The following is a 21,280-nucleotide window of genomic DNA, read 5'->3' on the forward strand; positions in this document are numbered from 1 at the left end:
ATAACACGATCAGCGCGCTAACCGGTAATACGCCTCGTTCCAGCGCAATGCATCTTTGAACGCCGGCAAACGCGTATCCTCATCGATTACCAGCACCTCGATGCCGTTCAGCTCGCCGTACAGGTACATATCATCCAAATCCAGTGCCTGACTAAACACCGTATGGTGTGCGCCGCCGGCAAGAATCCATGCCTCGGAAGCGGTAGCCAGTGAGGGCTGGGCACGCCACAAGGCACGCGCGACCGGCAATTTCGGGAGCGGTTTCGGCTGCTCAATCGCATCCACCACATTCACCAGCAAACGGAAACGATCGCCCATATCAATCACACTGGCATTCACCGCGCGACCGGCTGGCGTGGAGAAAATCATGCGCGCCGGATCGGCTTTGCCACCAATGCCGAGGAACTGAACATCAATCAACGGCTTCGCCTCTTTGGCAATCGATGGGCACACTTCCAGCATATGTGAACCCAGCACCAAATCATTGCCCGGTGAGAAGTGATAGGTGTAATCCTCCATAAATGAAGTACCGCCCGCACGATTCCCGGCTTGCACCTTCAAAATATGCAGCAGCGCAGCGGTCTTCCAGTCACCTTCACCGGCAAAACCATAACCCTGGCCCATCAAACGTTGAACGGCCAAGCCTGGCAACTGCGTCATGCCGTGCAGAGTCTGGAAATTAGTGGTAAAGGCTTTGCAGCCCTCATCATCGAGGAAACGCTTCAAACCTAATTCAATGCGCGCCGCATCCAGCACGTTCTGACGCTTCTCGCCATTCACGGCGGCAGCCTCGCTGAACAAATACTGGCTCTCGTATTCATCGATCAGCGCATGCACATCGCCATCGCTGACGCTGTTCACCACCTCAACGAGATCGCCGACGCCCCAACCGTTGACCGAATAACCAAACTGAATCTGTGCCGCCACCTTATCGCCTTCGGTCACCGCCACTTCGCGCATATTGTCGCCAAAGCGCGCCACTTTCAGCTGCTGACTGGCCTGCTTCGCTAGTGCCGCATTGATCCAGCGTCCGATGCGTTGCTGGCTGGTCTTATCCTGCCAGTGGCCAGTCACCACGCTGTGCTGCAGGCCCATACGCGCGCCGATAAAGCCAAACTCACGGCCGCCGTGCGCGGTCTGGTTCAGGTTCATAAAGTCCATATCCATACTGTCCCACGGAATTTCTGCGTTGAACTGGGTATGGAATTGCAGCAGCGGCTTATTCAGGATGCTCAGTCCACCAATCCACATCTTGGCCGGTGAGAAGGTGTGTAACCAGGTCATGATGCCGACACAACTATTGTCGTGATTGGCCTCGCGGCACAGCGCCAGCGCTTCATCCGGTGATTTCACCAGCGGCTTCAACACCAGTGGCACCGGCAGCGTGCCCGCCTGATTCAATCCGTCCATCACCTGGCGTGCGTGATGTTCAACCTGGCGCAAGGTTTCCGCTCCGTAGAGATGCTGCGTTCCAATCACAAACCAAACGTTCTGTTCCATTTCTCGCTCCTTTACTTAGCGGATGTGGCGCGGGCGGCATACTGAGGTTCAGCGGCCTGGCACCAGTTTTGATAGCGTTGATAAAGTTGTTGATAGCCCGCCACGCGCAGACTGTTGGGCTGCAAGGTCACGGCGATCGGACTCGCCATCACCTGCTGTGCGGCAGGCACATCGGCATACACGTTTGCGGCGACGGCGGCAAAAATGGCAGCACCCAGCGCGCAGCACTCGTCAGAAGCCACGATATCCAGCGGACGGTTCATCACGTCGCAACAGGCTTGCATAATGGCGGGGGACTTCCGTGCGATACCGCCGAGCGTCAGAATGCTCTCCACCGGAATCTGCTGCTTCTCGAAACACTCCATAATGGCGCGGGCACCAAACGCCGTGGCGGCCACCAGACCACCAAATAACGCAGGCGCGTCGGTGCCAAGATTCAAATCGGTGATCACGCCTTTCAGGCGCTGATTGGCATCCGGTGTGCGACGCCCGTTGAACCAATCGAGCACCACGGGCAGATGATCAAGCTGGGGATCGGCGGCCCAGGCTTCAGTTAGGGAACGGATTAAATCCTGCTGCATTTCGGCGAGTTGCGGCTGCAACTCAGGATGGCGCGCCACCGCCTGCTGCAGCGGCCAGCCCAGCAAGCGGCTAAACCAGGCGTAGATATCACCAAACGCCGATTGACCCGCTTCGCAGCCGATGGCGCCCGGTACCACGCTGCCATCGACCTGGCCGCAAATGCCTTTAATGGCGCGATCGCCGACTTTCTCGCTGTCGGCAATTAAAATGTCGCAGGTTGAGGTGCCAATCACTTTCACCAGCGTATAAGGCTGCGCGCCCGCACCGACCGCGCCCATATGACAGTCGAAGGCCCCACCGGACAAAATTACCTGCTCAGACAATCCCAAACGCTGCGCCCATTCGCTGGAAAGCGTGCCCACCGGTACATCAGCAGTGAAGGTGTCGGTAAACAATGGAGAATCCAGCTGCTCAACCAACATCGGATCGAGTGCACGGAAAAAATCTGCGGGCGGTAAACCCTGCCATTCAGGATGCCACAGCGATTTATGCCCGGCGGCGCAGCGTCCGCGCCGCAGCTGCGTCGGGGCAGTGCGACCGCTCAACAGTGCCGGTACCCAATCGCAGAGTTCCACCCAAGACACTGCCGCATCACGCACTGCTGCATCCTGGCGTGACACGTGCAGAATCTTGGCCCAGAACCACTCCGACGAATACACGCCGCCGATATAGCGGGTGTAATCGGTGAAATGACCGTTGCGGCACAGCTGATTAATCTCTTCCGCTTCTTCAATCGCGGTGTGATCTTTCCACAACACAAACATAGCGTTGGGGTTGGTGGCGAATTCCGGGCGCAAGGCTAACACGTTGCCGTCACGGTCAATCGGTGCAGGGGTTGAACCCGTTGAATCCACGCCTATCCCCACCACGGCAGCGCGTTGTTCGGGAGTTAACGCTTGCACCACCGCGACCACCGCCTGCTCCAGCGCGTCGATATAGTCTTGAGGATGATGACGAAAACGGTTGGCATGTGCGTCACAGAATTCTCCCTTCGCCCAGCGTGGGTAGTTCACCACCGCCTTTTCCAGCTCTTTACCACTGTGGCAGTCCACGGCGAGGGCACGCACCGAGTCACTGCCAAAATCCAGCCCAATTGTTATGGCGCCAGCACCCATTGGGATTCTCCTGTGTGAGTTATCTGGCTCTATCCTGGAATGCGGGTGCATAAGCGGTTAGTCATCGCTGGCTGAGAATATGCACTTTTCTGTCATCGGAACCGTTCTGTGATCGGCAGCAAAAGTTAATGACTGGTTAATTTCGCTGAATATATGGAGGAATTAGTCATCGTTTTGGGATGTGATACCGCTCTACATTTTTCTTCGCCATTACCGCTACAACTAGCCCAGCGTTTGCACAGCCTTTGTACAACCTTTGAGCTAACGCGCTGATTTTGCGCTGTACCCAAACGTGAAATCCAATTGGTAGCGTTTACACCGATTCGTTATTAACAGCGATAAAACATCATTGTGCCGGAGAGCATCATGCATAAATTCACTAAAGCGCTGGCGGCGGTAGGTCTCGCCGCGGTTATGTCACAATCCGCTATCGCCGAGACCATGAAACTCGGTTTCCTCGTCAAACAACCGGAGGAACCCTGGTTCCAGACCGAATGGAAGTTCGCAGATAAGGCTGGCAAAGATCTTGGCTTTGACGTGATCAAAATTGCCGTGCCCGACGGTGAGAAAACCCTGAATGCCATTGATAGCCTGGCGGCGAGCGGGGCCAAAGGCTTCGTGATCTGCACACCGGACCCAAAGCTGGGTTCAGCCATCGTGGCGAAAGCGCGTAGCTATGGCCTGAAAGTGATTGCGGTTGATGACCAGTTTGTTACCGCCAAAGGCAAGCCAATGGACACCGTGCCGCTGGTGATGATGGCCGCAACCAAAATCGGTGAGCGCCAGGGCCAGGAACTCTACAAAGAGATGCAGAAACGCGGCTGGGATGCGAAAGAGACCGGCGTCATGGCGATTACCGCCAATGAGCTGGACACTGCGCGTCGTCGCACTGGCGGTTCGATGGACGCCCTAAAAGCCGCCGGATTCCCGGAGAAACAGATCTATCAGGTGCCGACCAAATCCAACGATATTCCGGGGGCATTTGATGCCGGTAACTCGCTGCTGGTGCAGCATCCAGAAGTAAAACACTGGCTGATTGTCGGCATGAATGACAACACCGTGCTGGGTGGCGTGCGCGCGACCGAAGGCCAGGGCTTTAAAGCGCCCGACGTGATTGGCATTGGCATCAACGGTGTGGACGCGGTGAGCGAGCTGTCTAAAGGCGCACCAACCGGCTTCTACGGTTCGCTGCTGCCCAGCCCGGATGTGCACGGTTATAAGAGCAGCCAGATGCTCTACAACTGGGTGACCAAAGGCGAAGAGCCCGCGAAATTCACCGAAGTCACCGATGTGGTGCTAATTACCCGCGACAACTTCAAAACTGAGTTGGCGAAGAAAGGGCTGATGTAAGTCGCCTGATTGATAAACGCAGCCTCCATCCCGGGTGTTGCAGCAGGTTGGCCATCGCGTTTGCGCCCGTTTCATTGATGGCTGGGGCAAAGCGCGAAGACAACACAGCAACGGCGCGAAAGATGGAGGCGAAGAGGAGTTTCCATGGAAACTGATCAAGCTTTTCTGTCCTTTCATGGCATCAGTAAAACCTTTCCTGGCGTGAAAGCGCTGCAGGATATCTCATTCCAGTGCCGCGCCGGGGAAGTGCACGCGCTGATGGGCGAAAACGGCGCGGGAAAGTCCACGCTGTTAAAGATTCTCAGCGGCAGTTATCAGCCGACTGAAGGTGAGATTCGCATCAAAGGTGAAGTGAAAAGCTTCAACAACACCGTGGATGCGCTGGATGCGGGCGTAGCGATCATCTATCAGGAACTGCATCTGGTGCCGGAGATGAGCGTGGCGGAGAACATCTATCTCGGCCAGCTGCCGCACAAACGTGGGTTGGTGAATCGCAAACTGCTGCGCTTCGAAGCGGATTTGCAGCTTAAAAATCTCGGCATGGATATCGATCCTGATATGCCGCTGAAATATCTGTCGCTCGGCCAGTGGCAAATGGTTGAGATCGCCAAAGCGCTGGCGCGCAATGCGCGCATTATCGCTTTTGATGAGCCGACCAGTTCACTTTCAGCGCGTGAAATCGAGCATCTGTTCCGCGTCATTCGTCAGCTGCGCGATCAGGGCCGTACCGTGCTGTATGTATCGCACCGCATGGAGGAGATCTTTGCCCTGAGCGATGCCATCACCGTGTTCAAAGATGGTCGCTACGTGCGCACCTTCACTGATATGCCGAATACGCATCATGACGATCTGGTGCAGGCGATGGTGGGGCGTAACCTCGGTGATATCTACGGTTATGCGCCGCGCGCCTTAGGCAAAGTGCGTTTGCAGCTCGATCAGGTCGAAGCCAAGGGCGTGCGTATGCCGATTTCGCTCACGGTACGAGCCGGTGAAATCGTCGGCCTGTTTGGTCTGGTAGGTGCGGGGCGCAGCGAATTGATGAAAGGGCTGTTTGGCGCCACCAAACTGCGCGGCGGCAGCGTGTCGCTGGATGGCAAAAAGCTCAACATCCGTCAGCCGATCGATGCGATCCGCGCGGGCATCATGCTGTGCCCGGAGGATCGTAAATCCGAAGGGATTATTCCGGTGCACTCGGTGCGCGACAACATCAATATCAGCGCGCGCCGCCATAACCTCACGGCGGGTTGTCTGATTAAACCCGGCTGGGAGGCGAAAAACGCCGATCTTCACATCCGCTCATTGAATATCAAAACGCCGGGCCCGCAGCAGCTGATCATGAACCTGTCAGGCGGCAATCAGCAGAAGGCTATTCTGGGTCGCTGGTTGTCCGAAGAGATGAACGTGATTCTGCTGGATGAGCCGACGCGAGGTATTGATGTGGGTGCCAAGCATGAGATCTACAACCTGATATACCAACTGGCAAATAAAGGGATCGCGGTGCTGTTTGCCTCCAGCGATTTGCCCGAAGTGATGGGCCTGGCTGACCGCATCGTGGTGATGCGTGAAGGAGAAATTCCCGGAGAACTGCCACACGACGCGGCCACGGAGCAGCTGACGCTGAGCCTGGCGATGCCGAAAACCCCTCAAGCGGCCGCCGTGGCCTGATGTAAAGGAGAGCAACAATGGCTTCATCTACCACTTCCAACACGCCACCGGTGCAGCGTAACGGCCTGCAACTGGGGCGTATCTGGGATAACTTCGGCATGCTGGTGGTCTTCGCGCTGCTGTTTATCGTTTGCGCCATCTTCGTACCCAACTTTGGCACATTCATCAATATGAAAGGGCTGGGACTTGCCATGTCGATGTCCGGCATGGTGGCCTGCGGCATGCTGTTCTGCCTCGCGTCGGGCGATTTTGATCTTTCCGTCGCCTCGGTGATTGCCTGCGCAGGCGTGGTGACCGCCGTGGTGATCAACATGACGGAGAGTCTGTGGCTGGGCGTCGCGGCCGGTTTAGTGCTCGGCATGGCCACCGGATTTATCAATGGCTTCGTGATTGCCCGGCTGAAGATCAATGCGCTGATCACCACGCTGGCGACGATGCAGATAGTGCGTGGTCTGGCCTATATCTTCTCTGACGGTAAAGCAGTCGGCATCGAGGATGAACGCTTCTTCACCCTCGGTTATGCCAACTGGCTGGGTTTGCCAGCGCCGATCTGGCTCACCATCGCCACCATGATTGTGTTTGGTTTCGTGCTGAATAAAACCACCTTTGGCCGCAACACGCTGGCGATTGGCGGTAATGAAGAAGCGGCTCGCCTGGCCGGGGTGCCGGTAGTGCGTACCCGCATCATTATCTTCATTCTTTCGGGACTGGTTTCGGCAGCGGCGGGCATTATTCTGGCCTCGCGCATGACCAGTGGTCAGCCGATGACTTCACTCGGTTATGAATTGATCGTGATTTCAGCCTGTGTGCTGGGCGGCGTTTCGCTGAAAGGTGGCATCGGTAAGATCTCTTATGTGGTGGCGGGCGTGCTGATTCTGGGTACGGTTGAGAATGCGATGAATTTATTGAATATCTCGCCATTCTCACAGTATGTGGTGCGCGGTTTGATACTGTTAGCGGCGGTGATTTTTGACCGCTACAAACAGAAAAACAAAGCGGCCTGATTCCAGCCGTAAAAATGATGCAGGGCGGCCAGTGGGTCGCCCTTCTGGCGCGCGGCACTGCGCATTTACAGGTTACCGTGAGGCACTATGTATCATCGTGAACCCCCTGGTGAGCAGCAGAACCCACTGCTACCCGGCTATCCGTTCAATGCCTGGCTGGTGGCGGGCTTAACACCGATCAATGCCAACGATCAGCTGGACTTCTTTATCGACCGACCGCTCGGCATGAAGGGTTACATCCTTAATCTGACCATCAAAGGTCAGGGCCGCATTTTTGATGGCGAATCGGCGTTTGACTGCGAACCCGGTGACTTGCTGCTGTTCCAGCCTAAAACCCCGCACTACTATGGCCGTTCACCAGACAGCTCATGCTGGTTCCACCGCTGGGTCTATTTCCGTCCACGGGCATACTGGACGGACTGGTTGCAGTGGCAGGATGAGAGCCAGGGCGTGGGGCGGTTACGCTTGCCGGAAGCGCAACGTGCCGAGTTTGATCGTCTGTTTGCCAGCATTGAGCAAACCCACAATTCAGGCCGTCGCTTTGCCGAGGAACTGGCGATGAATCTGCTGGAGCGCTTGCTGCTGCGTGCGGTGGAAGAAGATCCGCGCAGTCATCAGCAAATCCGCGATCCGCGCGTGATTGAAGCTTGCCAATACGTCACCAACCATCTGGCAAGCGAAGTAAAAATCGAGGAAGTGGCGCGGCATGTGTGTCTTTCCCCGTCACGACTGGCGCATCTGTTTCGCGAACAGATGGGGATTAATCTGCTGCGCTGGCGCGAAGATCAGCGCGTCATCCGCGCCAAACTGTTACTGCAAACCACGCAGGAGCCCATTGCCTCGGTCGGGCGCGAAGTGGGTTATGACGATCAGCTCTATTTCTCTCGCGTGTTCCGCAAACGGGTCGGCGTCAGCCCCAGTGATTTCCGCCGTCGCAGTCAGGATGCGCACGATGCCCTGGTGGCGCAGGAAAGCTGGCAACCGGCACGGAGTGCTATCTCCTGAGTTTTCAGGTGATTCCGCCTTGTTGTTACTGGCTGATTCGTCTTAAATCAGTCTGGTAACGAACAAGAGGAATGAGAATGAGCGATAAATTACGTGTCGGCCTGATTGGCTACGGTTTTGCCAGCAAAACCTTTCATGCTCCTTTGATCGTCGGTACGCCAGGCGTTGAACTGGCAGCCGTCTCCAGCAGCGATGCCAGCAAGGTGCATGCAGATTGGCCCTCGGTGCAGGTGGTCTCTGATCCACAAGCCCTGCTGGATGACCCGACACTGCAACTGATTGTGATACCGACGCCAAATGATACTCACTTCCCGTTAGCCAAAGCGGCACTGAATGCCGGTAAACATGTGGTGGTGGATAAACCGTTTACCGTGACACTGTCACAAGCGCGTGAGCTGGATGCACTGGCCAAGGCCAAAGGGCTGCTGCTCTCCGTTTTCCATAATCGTCGTTGGGACAGTGACTTCCTGACGCTGAAAACTTTGCTGGCTGATGGCGCCTTAGGTGATGTGCGTTATCTCGAATCGCATTTTGATCGCTTCCGCCCTGAAGTTCGTCAGCGCTGGCGTGAGATGAAAGGCCCGGGCAGCGGTATCTGGTTTGATCTTGGACCGCATGTGTTGGACCAGGCGCTGCAATTATTTGGTCCGCCGGTGGCGATCAATGTGGATATGGCTGAACTGCGCCCGGGAGCGCAAACCACCGATTATTTCCACGCAGTACTGACTTATCCCACTCGTCGCGTGGTGTTACATGCCAGCATGTTGGTGGCGGCTGAATCTGCACGCTTTGTGGTGCACGGCACGCGGGGCAGCTATGTCAAATACGGCCTGGATCCGCAGGAAGATCGTCTGAAAGCGGGTGAACGTCCACCGCAGGAAGACTGGGGCTACGACATGCGCAACGGTACCCTGACGCTGGCAGAAGGCGATGTGATGGTGGAGAAAGAGCTGCTGACGCTACCAGGTAACTATCCGGCATACTACGCGGCAATTCGTGATGCGATTGCGGGCACCGGTGATAATCCGGTACAGGCTGAAGAGGCGATTCAGGTGATGGAGCTGATTGAACTCGGTTTACAGTCCGCTGAGAAGCGCCAGACGATGTCGCTGAAGTGATAAAATGAAAGCGCACCCTGCGGGAACCGATGCCATCAAAAGTCAGTTCACCCTGGTGCGGCTTGATTAAAAAGGTGCGCATCGCTGCGCACCTTTTTGCTTTTAAGGCGCGTTATCCCGCCACGCGCTGACGCAGTGCCGCTTTCTCTGCATCGCTGAGGAAGGCAATCGTCACACCATTTTCCTGCGCCTGGCGCATCTCTTCGGCAGTGAGTCCTGCCTGCGGCGCAGCGTGCTCATACTCATGCGCCAGCTCAATACCCTGAACTGCCGGATCATCGGTGTTGATGGTGGCGAGAATGCCGTGTTGCAGGAAGGCTTTCAGCGGATGAGTGGCCAGTGAAGCTACCGTGCTGGTCTGAATGTTCGAGGTCATGCAGGATTCGATACCAATGCGCTGCTCTGCCAGGAAATCCATCAGCGCGCGGTCTTCAATCGCTTTCACGCCATGGCCAATACGCTCCGCGCCGAGTTCGCGAATCGCCTGCCAGATGCTTTCCGGGCCAGCAGCTTCACCGGCGTGCACGGTAATACGGAAACCAGCATCACGCGCGCGATTGAAGTGGCTGAGGAACTCACTGCCCGGGAAGCCGAGCTCATCACCAGCCAGATCGACGGCGGTAATGCCATCGCGGTGTGCCAGCAAACCTTCCAGTTCGCGCAGGCAGGCTTCATCACCAAAGGTACGGCTCATAATGCCGATCAGGTTCACATCCACGCCATACTGTTTTACGCCAGCGCGCACGCCATCAATCACGGCTTCCACTACACCGGCAATCGGCAGGTTATGCGTCATCGCCATATATCCTGGTGAGAAACGCAGTTCCGCATAGTGAATACCGGCGCGTGCGGCATCTTCCACGTTTTCCAGCGCAATGCGGCGGCAGGCATCTAAATCGCCCAACACTTTCACGCCCCAATCCAGCTTCTGCAGGAAGCTCACCAGATCGGGTTCATTGGCCGTCACTTGCACATGCGGACGTAGATCGTCGAGCGAGTTGGCTGGCAGCGCGAGATTAAACTGGCGACCTAAATCAAGAATGGTTTGTGCGCGGATGTTGCCATCAAGGTGGCGGTGGATGTCGGTCAGGGGGAGTTTCAGGTCAATCATGTCGCACTCGCTAAAGTTTCATAAAGTGCAGAGCATTATAAAAACATCTTGCGCAACAGCGCCAGTGATTTGCGCAAGTCGTGAAATGGATGCTGAATTAATCAGCATCCGAGCGCATTTAATACGATTTTAAAGCCGCAATCAGGCGATCCAGCCCGTCATCCAGCTTGCTGCGTGGACAACCCGCGTTGAGGCGCAGATAACCGCGGCTGGCATCACCGTAAGTCGAACCCGGCATGATCGCCACCTTGTACTGATGAATCAGCTGCTGTTGCAGTGCCTGCTCATCAATACCGAGCGGAGTGAGATCAATCCATGCCAGATAGGTGGCGGCAGGGGGCTGCCAGCTCAGCGCAGGAAACGCGGCATTCAGTCGTTGCGCGATGTGCTGCATATTCGCCTGCAAATAATCGCGCAGTGCATCCAGCCAGGCTGAACCTTCACGATACGCGGCAATGGTCGCCGTGACGGCCATCACCGCCGGTGACGATAAACCATCCTGCTGCTTCAGTGCGTGGAACCACGCCTGGCGATCGGCATCATGCGGAATAATGCCCCACGCGCCGGTCAACGCCGGAATGTTGAAACTCTTTGATGCCGACGTGAATAACGCCCAGGGAGATTGCGCCACCTGGCTCCACGGGATGTGCTGTGCGTCGCCCAACACCATATCCATATGGATCTCATCGCTGATCACTTTCACATCGTGACGCGCACAGAGCGCGGCCATTTGCTGCAACTCCTCACGCTGCCACACTTTACCGGTAGGATTGTGCGGGCTGCACAGCAGCATCACTTTGCAATCGGGTCGCGCCAGCAGCGGTTCCAACTGCGCCATATCACACTGCCAGTCATTACCCTGGCGCTGTAGCGGCAGTTCCAGCACGCGGCGCTGATTACCGTTGATGGTGTGATAAAACGCATCGTAGGCGGGCGTATGAATCAGCACTTCATCGCCGGGTTTGGTCCAGTGGCGCAGCAATTGCGCCACCATGTAAATCACCGACGGGCCGTAAACCAGCGATTGCGCCTCAACCTCTGTGGCAAAACGATTCTTCATCCAGTGTTGAATGCCCGAGGTAAAGTCCTTGTGCTGCCAGCGGCTGTAGCCCAATACGCCATGGTTTAACCGCTGTTGCAGGGCCTCAATGATGTAGGGCGCCGTGGCAAAATCCATATCGGAGATGGTGAAGGGCAATAAGCCCTCCACACCAAAACGGTCCGCCACGAAATCCCACTGCGTGCACCAGCTGCCGTGGCGATCCACGGCCTGGTCGAAATCAAACCTCTGCATCATGACACCGTCGCGCTCATCAGGTGTGCCATTTCATCTTTCACCGACTGCACCTGCGGACCGATCACTACTTGCAAACTGGTTTGGTTGAGATGCACCACACCAATTGCGCCATTGGCTTTCAGTGCGGCATCGTTCACTTTGCTCATGTCCGCAATGGTAAGACGCAGGCGCGTCAGGCAGTTATCCAGCGAGGTGATATTTTCCACACCGCCCAGAGCCGCCAGAATCGCCGGGGTGTTGTAGCCTGATTTCCCCACGCCTGCGCGGCTGACCTGCTGTTCCACGCTGCTGGTTTCTGCTTCGCGACCCGGTGTTTTGATATTGAAGCGGGTAATAGCAAAACGGAAGATGGCGTAGTAGCCCACGAACCACACTGCCGCAATCACCGGCACCCAATACCATTTGGTAGAGAGGCCGTGCAGCACGCCGAACACGAAGAAGTCGATAACGTTGCCGTCGGTGTTACCGATGGTCACGCCGAGTATCGCCATCACGGTGAAGCCCAGCCCCGTCAACAGGGCGTGGATCAAATACAGTACCGGAGCCACGAACAGGAACAGGAATTCGATCGGTTCAGTAGTCCCGCCGACCACGCAAGCCACCACACCCGAAATCAGCAGCCCTTTAATTTTGTGACGATTTTCAGGACGTGCGCAGTGATAAATCGCCAGTGCGGCACCCGGCAAACCACCGAGGAAGGCCGGCATTTTGCCTTGCGACAGGAAACGCGTGGCGCTTTCCGCAAAGCCGTGGGTATCCGGGCAAGCCAGCTGCGCCTGGAAGATGGTGAGGGCACCGCTGACGCTCTTTCCACAGACGTCGAGCGTGCCGCCCGCATCGGTGAAGCGAATAATTGCCACCAGAATATGTTGCAGACCAAACGGCAGCAGCAGACGTTCGCCGGTGCCGAAGATCATCGGGCCAAATTCACCCGCACTGTTGATCATCCAGCCGAGGCCGGTGATGGCGCGCGCAAAGAATGGCCAAATCAGAGGCACCACCAAGCCGAGTAAGCCCATCACCACGGTGGTGACAATCGGCACAAAGCGCGTACCGCCGAAGAAGGCCAGCGCATCCGGCAGACGGATATTGTGGAAGCGTTCATGCAGCCAGAACACCACCACACCAACAATCACCGCGCCGAGAATACCGGTGTCGATCGACTGAATGCCAAGGATGTTTTGTACGTTGTTGGCTTTTAGCACCGCTGCGTCGGTGGTTGGCAGAATGCCATTGATATTGAGCCAGAAGTTCACGCTCAGGTTTAGCACTGCGTAGCCGACAAAACCGGCAAATGCAGCGACGCCTTTGTTCTCCCGCGCCATGCCCAGTGGAATCGCAATCGCGAACATCACCGGCAGATAACTGAAGGCAAATGAACCCAGCTTCGCCATCCAGATAAACAGATATTGCAGGAACGGCTGATCGAGCATCGGAATCAGCGTCAGCACATCGTGGCTGCTCAGTGAACTACCGATCCCGAGCAAAATGCCGCAGAACGACAGCAGGGCAACGGGCAACATAAAGGTTTTACCCAGACTCTGGAAAAATTCCCAAAGTGACATTTTGGGTCGGCTGGCGGACATAGTCTCTCCTGGTTAAAAAGCGGCAAATTATCAAAATGGTAAAGAATGATAAAACGTTTTACCAAGCAGTTTTGTGGCTATAGTCACAAAGCGTGACTAATCCCAGGCTTTATTTTTGCGTGAATCAGTGTAACGATTTACCTCTTTGTTTCTTCATCAGTTGTTGGAAACGGAACCGGATGTCACAGCCTAAAACCACTATTCACGATGTCGCGCAGGCGGCTGGCGTATCGGTATCGACAGTCTCTCTGGTGCTGTCCGGTAAAGGACGTATCTCTTCCGCCACGGCCGAGCGGGTTAATCAGGCGATTGAACAGTTGGGTTACGTACGTAACCGTTCAGCTTCCATCCTGCGTGGCGGTGAGAGTGGTGTCATAGGTTTGATTGTGCGCGATCTCAGCCAGCCGTTTTATGCGGCGATGACGTCGGGGCTGAGTGAAGTGCTGGAGCAGCAGGGAAAAGTGTTGGTTCTGACGCAAAGCGGACAACACGGGCAGCATCTGCAACGCTGCTTCGATTCCCTGGCCGCACAGGGCGCGGATGGCATTGTGTTGGGTGGTGCCGTTGCGCAGGCGGATACGCTGGTCGCGCAGGCGCATGAGCAACAGATTGCACTCATTTGCGCCGCGCGGGCCAGTAGCCTCGATAAGGTCGATTCCTTGCGTCCGGATAACAGCCAGGCGGCGCGCATCGCCACCGAATATCTGATCCGTCAGGGGCATCAGCGTATCGCGTGGGTCGGCGGATTGGGTTCTTCTCTAACGCGCGCGGAACGTATTGGCGGCTATTGTGCGACCCTGTTGCAATACGGTTTACCGTTTCGTCCAGACTGGATCATTGAGTGCGACGATCGGCAGCAGAGCGTATCGGCATTGACGCAGGACCTGCTGCATCACCATCCGCGCATCACCGCTATCATTGCCCATAACGCCAGTACCACGCTCGGCTGCTATTTTGGTGCGATCCACAGCGGACGCTCGCTGGGCGAAGATGCGGTGGACAGCTACTTCACGCAAAAGTTGGCGCTGGTCGGCTTTAATGACGATCCGCTACGCGAGTCGTATGACTCCTCGCTAACGTTTGTCAGTAGTGAAGCGCGTGATGTGGGAAGGCGAGCGGGGGAAAGGATGCTGCAACGACTGGCGAAACCGGATGCGGAAGTGCAAACGCTGATTGTGCCGCCGCAGTTGGTGCGGGGCGTTTAGCGGCGCGATAGCTCGCGCCGCGGGTATATCGCTGTTACTCAGGCATCCCTTCGCTGGTCTGCGCGCCCAGCATATAGCGTGACAGGAACTGCTCCAGTGACATCTTGTCGCCGTTCATAGTCACCTGACCGTTGCCATATTGCAGGCTGGTGGTGATGTTATCATCCTGCTGCTGCGTCAGACGGAACATCTGGCCCATTGCCGCCAGACCTTTCACCTGCTGATCCGCCAGCTTCTGCGCATCGTCGCTCTGATAACCTTCAGCCAGCCCCACATGACGCATCGCTTCGGTAGCCATTGGCATATTGATGTTCAGTTTGCCATCCAGGGTTTTCAGCACGCGATCCACTGCTGCGCCCAACGTCTGCGCTTCACCGGTGACGGTAGCGGGATCGTTAAAGCCGATGCTGAGGTTAAAGGTACTTTCCCCTTTATCGTTTTTCCAGCTCAGCGGCGCGATGCTGACGGTCGGTGAACCCTTCAGCAGCGTCGGCAGGTTATTCTTCAGGATGGTCTGCACGCTAGCCTGATAGCGGACGGGATCCTCGACTAAACCTGGCTGGTTCAGCAGTGCCTGCATCTGCGCGTTGTAGCTGTCCGAGAAGGTTTTCACCGCTTGCGCATCAAACTGCGCAAACTTCATCGCCAGCTTAGCTTCGCCGAACGGCTGCTTCTGCAGGCTGATGTTGCCGACGTTCATATTCAGATCGCCGCCGATTTTGCCATCTTTATTATCGAAGGAGGATTGGGTGTCCAGCTTCTGCAATGACAAACCTTCCTGACCGTTAATGCTGGCGTCGAGTTTATCCAGGCTGATGGACTGATCGCCCACGCGCACGCCTTCCGGGCTGAGATGGGTATCACCCTTCAGCTTCAGGCCATTAAGGGTAAACAGCACCGGCTGCTCAACCTGGTTTTTGCTGGTAACAGCGATGCTAGAGAAATCGCCATTCAGACTGACTTTATCGCCCTTGCTGTCGGCGCTGATTTCGAGGGTGCCGCCGTTGGTGGCAAGACGATCGCCGGTCTGCGCGTTGTTATAATCCACCGCCAGCAGATCCAGTGCGGTATCAGTGGCACCGCTGTACCCGACTCGGGTATCAGCGGTCATCAGCGATTTACCGTTGGTGAGTTCAAAAAGTTTCTTCACCGCATCGGTGTTTTCCAGCTCGGTATGCACCGAAGCCATGCTCGGAATCAGGCTGCCGCGCTTCAACTGCGCAAAGGGGAAGGGACCATGGTCGATGGTTTCGTTCAGCACGATGCTTTGACCCGGCTTCAGCAGCGGGTTGTCTTCCGTCTGTGAACTGGCCTGAATCACCAGCTTAGTTTTGCTGCTGAAGATGCCGCGCTGGTAATCCTGGTAGCTAAGCGTCAGGCGAGCGTTCGGTGCATAGGCATTAAGCTGGGTGTTGGCGTTCTGCAACATCTGATCCATATGGCTTTCCAGCTGCTTGCCGGTAAACCAGGCCGCGCCTGTCCAGATCACGCCGATCGCTACAATTACACCTACGGCAACCTTGGTCTTTTTCATCGCTGAGTCGTCCTTATCCTTGGGTCCGCACGCCGCTGCTTGGGGGCGGCGGTGAAGAAAAACGCCCGCAGGCGTTTTAAAGTAATAGTTTGAAAGAATAGCAGTTAATGCTGGTATCGTCAGCCGGATCAGCTGAGCGCGTTATAAACCCGCGCCAGGCGTCCTGTACCTGCGGCATTAACCGGGGATTCATTGGCGGCAACGAAGCATGATTCACCGGGCTTCAACAGCAGTTGCTCACCTGACTTCTCAATCACCGCCTGACCTTCGATACAGAACAGCAGCGCCGCACTCTGTTGCGCTAACGGCTGTGGTGTGGGGGAAAGAGCGTGGATGGCAAAGGCAAAATCGTCCACCGGAATTGGGAAGTTCAGCGTGTCGCCCACTTGCTGAGGCTGCGTCAACAGCGTGGCAGCCGGTTTGGCCTCAAACTTCAGGTTCGCCATCAACTCTGGAATATCGATGAATTTCGGTGTCAAACCCGCGCGCAGAACGTTATCGGAATTCGCCATGACTTCGAGTGCCACCCCTTTTAAATAGGCATGCGGCGTCTCGGCAAATAGAAACATGGCTTCGCCAGGCTGCAGGGTGATGACGTTCAGCAACAAGGGCGAGAACAAGCCGGTATCGTCCGGATAATCAGCCGCAATGCTTTTGATGGTCTGCCAGGGTTCGCCACTACGCGAGTTAAGTGCAGATTTCAGCACCGCCAACGCCAGTGATTTAGGCTCGTCTTTTAACGACAGCAGGGTGGAGAACAGTTTGGCGAGGCTTGCCTCATCAGGTTTTTCGAGGAAGTGAGCGATCTGCGGATGGGCACCGGCCACCGGCTCAAGCAGTGAGACGATTTCGTGCATCTCGCGGAAGCCGTTCATCGCCTGGAATGGGGTCAGGGCATACACCAGTTCCGGCTTGTGATTCGCGTCTTTATAGTTGCGCTCAGCAGCGCCAATCGGAATACCGGCGGCATTCTCGCGCGCAAATCCCTCTTCGGCTGCGGCTTTGCTTGGGTGAACCTGAATCGATAAGGCCTGATCGGCACACAGCACCTTAAACAAAAACGGCAACTCACCAAAACGCTGTGCGACGGCCGCGCCTAAGGCTGCGGTTTGGTCATCATTGATGACATCGCGCAGGGAACGTGTTTCACCTTTGATCTCAACGGTTGACGGGCTCTTCGGATGGGCGCCCATCCACAGTTCCGCCATCGGTAATCCTTGTGGGTTCTCAATGCCGTAAAGTTCGGTCAGCGCAGTTTTGCTGCCCCAAGCGTAATTTTGCAGCGAATTGTTCATTTTTTGCATCGTTTACCCTTAATAACCGTAAGTAAATAGGCTTATTAAAGCAGAAAGTGCCATACAAAATACATCAACAAGTGCAATAAACGCGATGGGCTCGCATAATGTTAATTTCTTGTGTGTGACAATCTTGCTCGCTCAACGGCGTCGCGGGAAGACGACCTGAGCGGAAACCTCTAATCTGAGCTAAGGAGACGTAGTCATGGCAGCGAATCGCATTGAAAAAGATTCAATGGGACCGATCGAAGTACCGGCAGATAAGTTGTGGGGGGCACAAACCCAGCGTTCGCTGGAGCATTTCCGTATCTCAACCGAGAAGATGCCCGTTGCACTGGTGCATGCTTTGGCGTTGACCAAACGCGCTGCAGCACAGGTGAACCGCGATCTCGGCCTGCTTCCGGCTGAGCGTGCAGAAGCGATTCTGAAAGCGGCTGACGAAGTGCTGGCTGATAAACACAGTGAAGAGTTTCCGCTGGCCATCTGGCAGACCGGTTCCGGTACCCAGACCAACATGAACATGAACGAAGTGCTGGCCAACCGCGCCAGTGAAATTCTCGGCGGCGAGCGTGGCATGTCGCGTTTGGTGCACCCAAACGACGACGTCAATAAGAGCCAAAGCTCCAACGATGTGTTCCCCACCGCCATGCACGTGGCCGCGGTCATCGCCGTGCGGGAGCAGCTGATTCCGCAGATTCATGTGCTGAAAAAGACCCTGAGCGAGAAGTCTGAAGCCTTTAAAGACATCGTGAAGATTGGTCGTACCCACCTGCAAGATGCCACGCCATTGACGCTGGGCCAGGAAATTTCTGGCTGGGTGGCAATGCTGGAACATAACCTCAAGCACATCGAACACAGCATTCCACACGTGGCCGAACTGGCACTGGGTGGCACCGCCGTAGGCACCGGTTTAAACACCCATCCCGAGTATGCGTTGCGCGTGGCGAAAGCGCTGGCCGATCTGACACAGCAACCGTTTGTGACTGCGCCGAATAAATTTGAAGCGCTGGCAACCTGTGATGCGCTGGTGCATGCACATGGCGCATTGAAAGGTCTGGCGGCTTCACTGATGAAGATCGCTAACGACGTGCGCTGGCTGGCATCGGGTCCGCGTTGTGGTATTGGCGAACTTGCCATTCCAGAGAACGAACCGGGCAGCTCCATCATGCCAGGTAAAGTGAACCCAACCCAGTGCGAAGCATTGACCATGCTGTGCTGCCAGGTGATGGGTAACGATGTTGCGGTGAATATTGGTGGTGCTTCGGGCAACTTTGAGTTGAACGTGTTCCGTCCAATGGTGATCCACAACTTCCTGCAGTCCATTCGCTTGCTGGCCGACGGGATGGACAGCTTCAACCATCACTGTGCAGTGGGCATCGAACCGGTGCGCGAGCGTATCGATCAGTTGCTGAACGAGTCGCTGATGCTGGTGACGGCGCTGAATACCCATATCGGTTATGACAAAGCGGCGGAAATCGCCAAGAAAGCCCATAAAGAAGGGCTGACTCTGAAAGGCTCGGCGCTGAAGCTCGGTTATCTGACTGAAGAGCAGTTTGACGAGTGGGTACGTCCTGAAGAGATGGTTGGCAGCATGAAGCAGTAATTATTGCGATAACTGAGGGGTAATGCCGCTCGGTTCAGCGATGATTGGCGATGACAGAGGCGGCCTGAGGGCCGCTTCTTCATTAAAGCTTGTCACTCCACAAGTGCAGCCGTGGGATGACCAGATGCAGCGGCTGCGCTAGCGGCTTATGACGATGCGTGACGTTATCGGCATCGTAGTCCAGCAATTCCCCTAGAATCGGTACCTGAGTTTTATCCCGACACAGCACCAGCAGCGGTGAAGGGCAGGCGAGTTGCACCTGCTTCTTATTACTGGCGCGCCAGACGCGGGCAATCGGTTGGACCTTAACCGGGCGCTTGATCTTCAGTTTGGCATCGACGGGCAGTGACAAAATCATCTCCAGTTCTTGCTGCACCTTCTCGGCCCACTGTTCGCGCGTCCAGGGCGCTTGCGCACGGTTTGCCTTTAGGCTGCGTTCCAGCTGCTCGACCACGGCTTCACGCGTGAGGTTTTTAATGATGTTCTTGTTGGCCCAGCCAAAGCGCAGGCTATCCGGCGCGTGCAGCAGGGTCACACTGCGATAGGCGTTCAGGGTGATTAAACCGCGCAAATGCTGGTGAACAAATTCAAAGCGCGCCTCACTCGGCAGCCCCGACTCCACGGTAATCAGGTGTTCCAGGCGCAGCTTAAGGGCATTGATATCGGCCACCTGCTGACTGATGTGCTCGCTGACGGCTTCATCCGCTTCTATACAGATGGCGCCAGGCAAACGCACCGCAGCCTTGGTGCTGAGTTTTTCCGACTGATGCTGCATAAACAGACGACAGTAGTGAGCCAGCGCCATGTCTCGCGCTTTCTGCCCGAGATGTTGAGTCACTGCGATACGCTCAATTTCATCATTCTCGTGGCCTTTCTCGATTTCGGGCAAGCTGAATGCGCGCGCGATCAGCAACGGCTGCTGTTCGACTTGCTGGCGCAGGCTACTTAAACCGCGTTCCAGTGCGTTGACGCACTCGTGCAAATCAGCCACTAGATCATAGCGAGACATGTTACGCTCCATAGTTACAACATACCATTTACCTTATCGTATTTGGTGCCAATCTTCCACTCTGAAACGTGATTTCGCTAAGCAGGGCACACAAACATTTTTCCAGCAGGATGAACATGTTATAACAATGCTTTGCCTGCTAACGGAAACCTGTCGTGGAGCATCACCCTAAACCTGCGGTTCCTGCCATTGTGACACTGGGAGGCGTTCAAATCCTTTCGTGGGGCGGTTCGTTTTATCTTATGGCCGTGATGGCGAATCCGATCGTTGCGGAAACCGGCTGGTCGCAGCAGTGGGTGTATGGCGCATTATCCTTAGGTATTTTGGTTTCTGGCCTGCTAGCCCCCTTAAGTGGCCGCCTGATTGCGGGCAGCTATGGGCGCGTGCTGCTGGCGTCGAGCGGGGCGGTGATGGCGCTGGGCCTGGTGATCATGGGATTCAGTCACCATTTGCTGCTGTTTCTGTTTGCCTGGCTGATTATCGGCATCGGAATGGCGATGGGTTTATATGACGCCCTGTTTGCCACCCTCGGAACGCTTTATGGTGGACAGGCTCGTGGCGCGATTACCGGCATTACCTTAATCTCCGGCTTTTGCACCACGCTGGTGTGGCCGGGGATTGCGCTGCTGATTCACTGGCTTGACTGGCGCGGCGCCTGTTTCGCCATTGCCGCGCTGTTATGTCTCACCGTGTTGCCAGCCTACTGGTATGCACTGCCTGCGCCGATTAAACCCATCGTGAAAACGGCGAAAAAGCAGCATAACGCCAGTGGTGAGTTGGCACCGGCGCTATTCTGGCTGCTATGCAGCATTTTTACCCTTGCTTCAGTGATCATGACCGCTATTTCGGTGCAGTTGATTAGTCTATTACAAGCCAGCGGCCACTCATTGACCGCCGCCTTAGCCATCAGCGCGATTCTGGGTCCTTGTCAGGTTGGGTCACGTATTGTGGATATCGCGTTCAAACGGGGACATCCGATCTGGACGACGTTTTGCTCGGTAGGACTGGTGGGCATCGGATTGTTGTTGTTGACCTTGTTTCCGCAGTTCGCGCTGGTCAGTATGGTGCTATACGGTGCTGGAAACGGTTTGCGGGCGATAGTGCGGGGAACTTTACCGCTGGTCATGGTCAAACCAGAGGCCTACGCCATTGTGGTAGGGCGCATGGCGCGTCCGGCTCTGATTGGTCAGGCATTAACGCCGCTGGTAGGGGGATATGTTTTTCAGCAGCTCGGGGCGAATGCCACATTGTGGCTGTTGTGCCTGTTGGCGTTAGTGAATGTGGTGCTGGTGGGCGTGCTA

General features: G+C 55.9%; 16 protein-coding genes. 8 read left to right on the forward strand and 8 right to left on the reverse strand.

The window, feature by feature from the left end:
* Window positions 1-9: 9 nt before the first annotated feature.
* Together araA and RT340_RS01105 are read right to left on the reverse strand one after the other, a co-directional pair.
* Window positions 10-1,500 (reverse strand): L-arabinose isomerase, encoded by a 1,491-nt coding sequence (gene araA / locus RT340_RS01100; RefSeq protein WP_160867211.1) that lies wholly within the window; start codon window positions 1,498-1,500, stop codon window positions 10-12.
* Window positions 1,501-1,511: 11 nt separating this feature from the next.
* Window positions 1,512-3,197: a ribulokinase gene (locus RT340_RS01105; protein WP_211727855.1), complete on the reverse strand. Its 1,686-nt coding sequence runs from the start codon at window positions 3,195-3,197 to the stop codon at window positions 1,512-1,514.
* Between the two features lie 366 nt (window positions 3,198-3,563).
* On the opposite strand from RT340_RS01105, the gene RT340_RS01110 reads away from it, so the two are divergent.
* The 5 genes from RT340_RS01110 to RT340_RS01130 all read left to right on the forward strand — a co-directional run bounded on the left by RT340_RS01110 (window position 3,564) and on the right by RT340_RS01130 (window position 9,339).
* The gene (locus RT340_RS01110) at window positions 3,564-4,547 is read left to right on the forward strand and encodes an arabinose ABC transporter substrate-binding protein (protein WP_034827390.1); all 984 of its coding nucleotides are present in this window, start codon (window positions 3,564-3,566) and stop codon (window positions 4,545-4,547) included.
* 144 nt (window positions 4,548-4,691) lie between these two features.
* Window positions 4,692-6,212 (forward strand): L-arabinose ABC transporter ATP-binding protein AraG, encoded by a 1,521-nt coding sequence (gene araG / locus RT340_RS01115; RefSeq protein ID WP_313373563.1) that lies wholly within the window; start codon window positions 4,692-4,694, stop codon window positions 6,210-6,212.
* A 17-nt stretch (window positions 6,213-6,229) separates the two neighbouring features.
* Window positions 6,230-7,216: an L-arabinose ABC transporter permease AraH gene (gene araH, locus RT340_RS01120; RefSeq protein WP_034827386.1), complete on the forward strand. Its 987-nt coding sequence runs from the start codon at window positions 6,230-6,232 to the stop codon at window positions 7,214-7,216.
* An 87-nt stretch (window positions 7,217-7,303) separates the two neighbouring features.
* Window positions 7,304-8,221: an arabinose operon transcriptional regulator AraC gene (araC, locus tag RT340_RS01125; protein ID WP_097117233.1), complete on the forward strand. Its 918-nt coding sequence runs from the start codon at window positions 7,304-7,306 to the stop codon at window positions 8,219-8,221.
* A gap of 77 nt (window positions 8,222-8,298) precedes the next feature.
* Window positions 8,299-9,339 carry an oxidoreductase gene (locus RT340_RS01130; RefSeq protein WP_034827382.1) on the forward strand — a complete coding sequence of 347 codons (1,041 nt, stop codon included), beginning with the start codon at window positions 8,299-8,301 and terminating at the stop codon, window positions 9,337-9,339.
* A 112-nt stretch (window positions 9,340-9,451) separates the two neighbouring features.
* On the opposite strand, the gene add is transcribed toward RT340_RS01130, so the two are convergent.
* The 3 genes from add to malX all read right to left on the reverse strand — a co-directional run bounded on the left by add (window position 9,452) and on the right by malX (window position 13,333).
* Complete coding sequence (add, locus tag RT340_RS01135) at window positions 9,452-10,450, reverse strand: adenosine deaminase (protein WP_034827380.1); 999 nt, start codon at window positions 10,448-10,450, stop codon at window positions 9,452-9,454.
* 118 nt (window positions 10,451-10,568) lie between these two features.
* The gene (locus RT340_RS01140) at window positions 10,569-11,747 is read right to left on the reverse strand and encodes a MalY/PatB family protein (RefSeq protein ID WP_313373568.1); all 1,179 of its coding nucleotides are present in this window, start codon (window positions 11,745-11,747) and stop codon (window positions 10,569-10,571) included.
* Window positions 11,744-13,333 carry a maltose/glucose-specific PTS transporter subunit IIBC gene (gene malX, locus RT340_RS01145; protein ID WP_097117231.1) on the reverse strand — a complete coding sequence of 530 codons (1,590 nt, stop codon included), beginning with the start codon at window positions 13,331-13,333 and terminating at the stop codon, window positions 11,744-11,746. The genes RT340_RS01140 and malX overlap by 4 nt, the downstream gene beginning before the upstream one ends.
* A 179-nt stretch (window positions 13,334-13,512) precedes the next feature.
* On the opposite strand from malX, the gene malI reads away from it, so the two are divergent.
* Window positions 13,513-14,538: a Mal regulon transcriptional regulator MalI gene (gene malI, locus RT340_RS01150; protein ID WP_211727857.1), complete on the forward strand. Its 1,026-nt coding sequence runs from the start codon at window positions 13,513-13,515 to the stop codon at window positions 14,536-14,538.
* A 34-nt stretch (window positions 14,539-14,572) separates the two neighbouring features.
* On the opposite strand, the gene RT340_RS01155 is transcribed toward malI, so the two are convergent.
* Both RT340_RS01155 and manA read right to left on the reverse strand, forming a co-directional pair.
* Window positions 14,573-16,072: a YdgA family protein gene (locus RT340_RS01155; RefSeq protein ID WP_211727858.1), complete on the reverse strand. Its 1,500-nt coding sequence runs from the start codon at window positions 16,070-16,072 to the stop codon at window positions 14,573-14,575.
* 128 nt (window positions 16,073-16,200) lie between these two features.
* A complete protein-coding gene (manA, locus tag RT340_RS01160; RefSeq protein ID WP_211727859.1) occupies window positions 16,201-17,376 on the reverse strand; it encodes a mannose-6-phosphate isomerase in 1,176 nt (391 codons plus the stop codon).
* Between the two features lie 196 nt (window positions 17,377-17,572).
* Here manA and fumC point away from each other — a divergent pair, with 196 nt between their 5' ends.
* Window positions 17,573-18,970 (forward strand): class II fumarate hydratase, encoded by a 1,398-nt coding sequence (gene fumC / locus RT340_RS01165; RefSeq protein WP_211727860.1) that lies wholly within the window; start codon window positions 17,573-17,575, stop codon window positions 18,968-18,970.
* Between the two features lie 82 nt (window positions 18,971-19,052).
* Here the strand turns inward: fumC and tus are convergent, their stop codons facing one another.
* Window positions 19,053-19,979: a DNA replication terminus site-binding protein gene (tus, locus tag RT340_RS01170; RefSeq protein WP_160832859.1), complete on the reverse strand. Its 927-nt coding sequence runs from the start codon at window positions 19,977-19,979 to the stop codon at window positions 19,053-19,055.
* A 155-nt stretch (window positions 19,980-20,134) separates the two neighbouring features.
* Here tus and RT340_RS01175 point away from each other — a divergent pair.
* Window positions 20,135-21,280 (forward strand): MFS transporter (locus RT340_RS01175; RefSeq protein WP_313373574.1); only part of this gene is annotated, 1,146 nt, incomplete at its 3' end.

This window comes from Pantoea sp. CTOTU50773 (genome assembly GCF_032082325.1).
GTDB lineage: Bacteria > Pseudomonadota > Gammaproteobacteria > Enterobacterales > Enterobacteriaceae > Pantoea > Pantoea communis.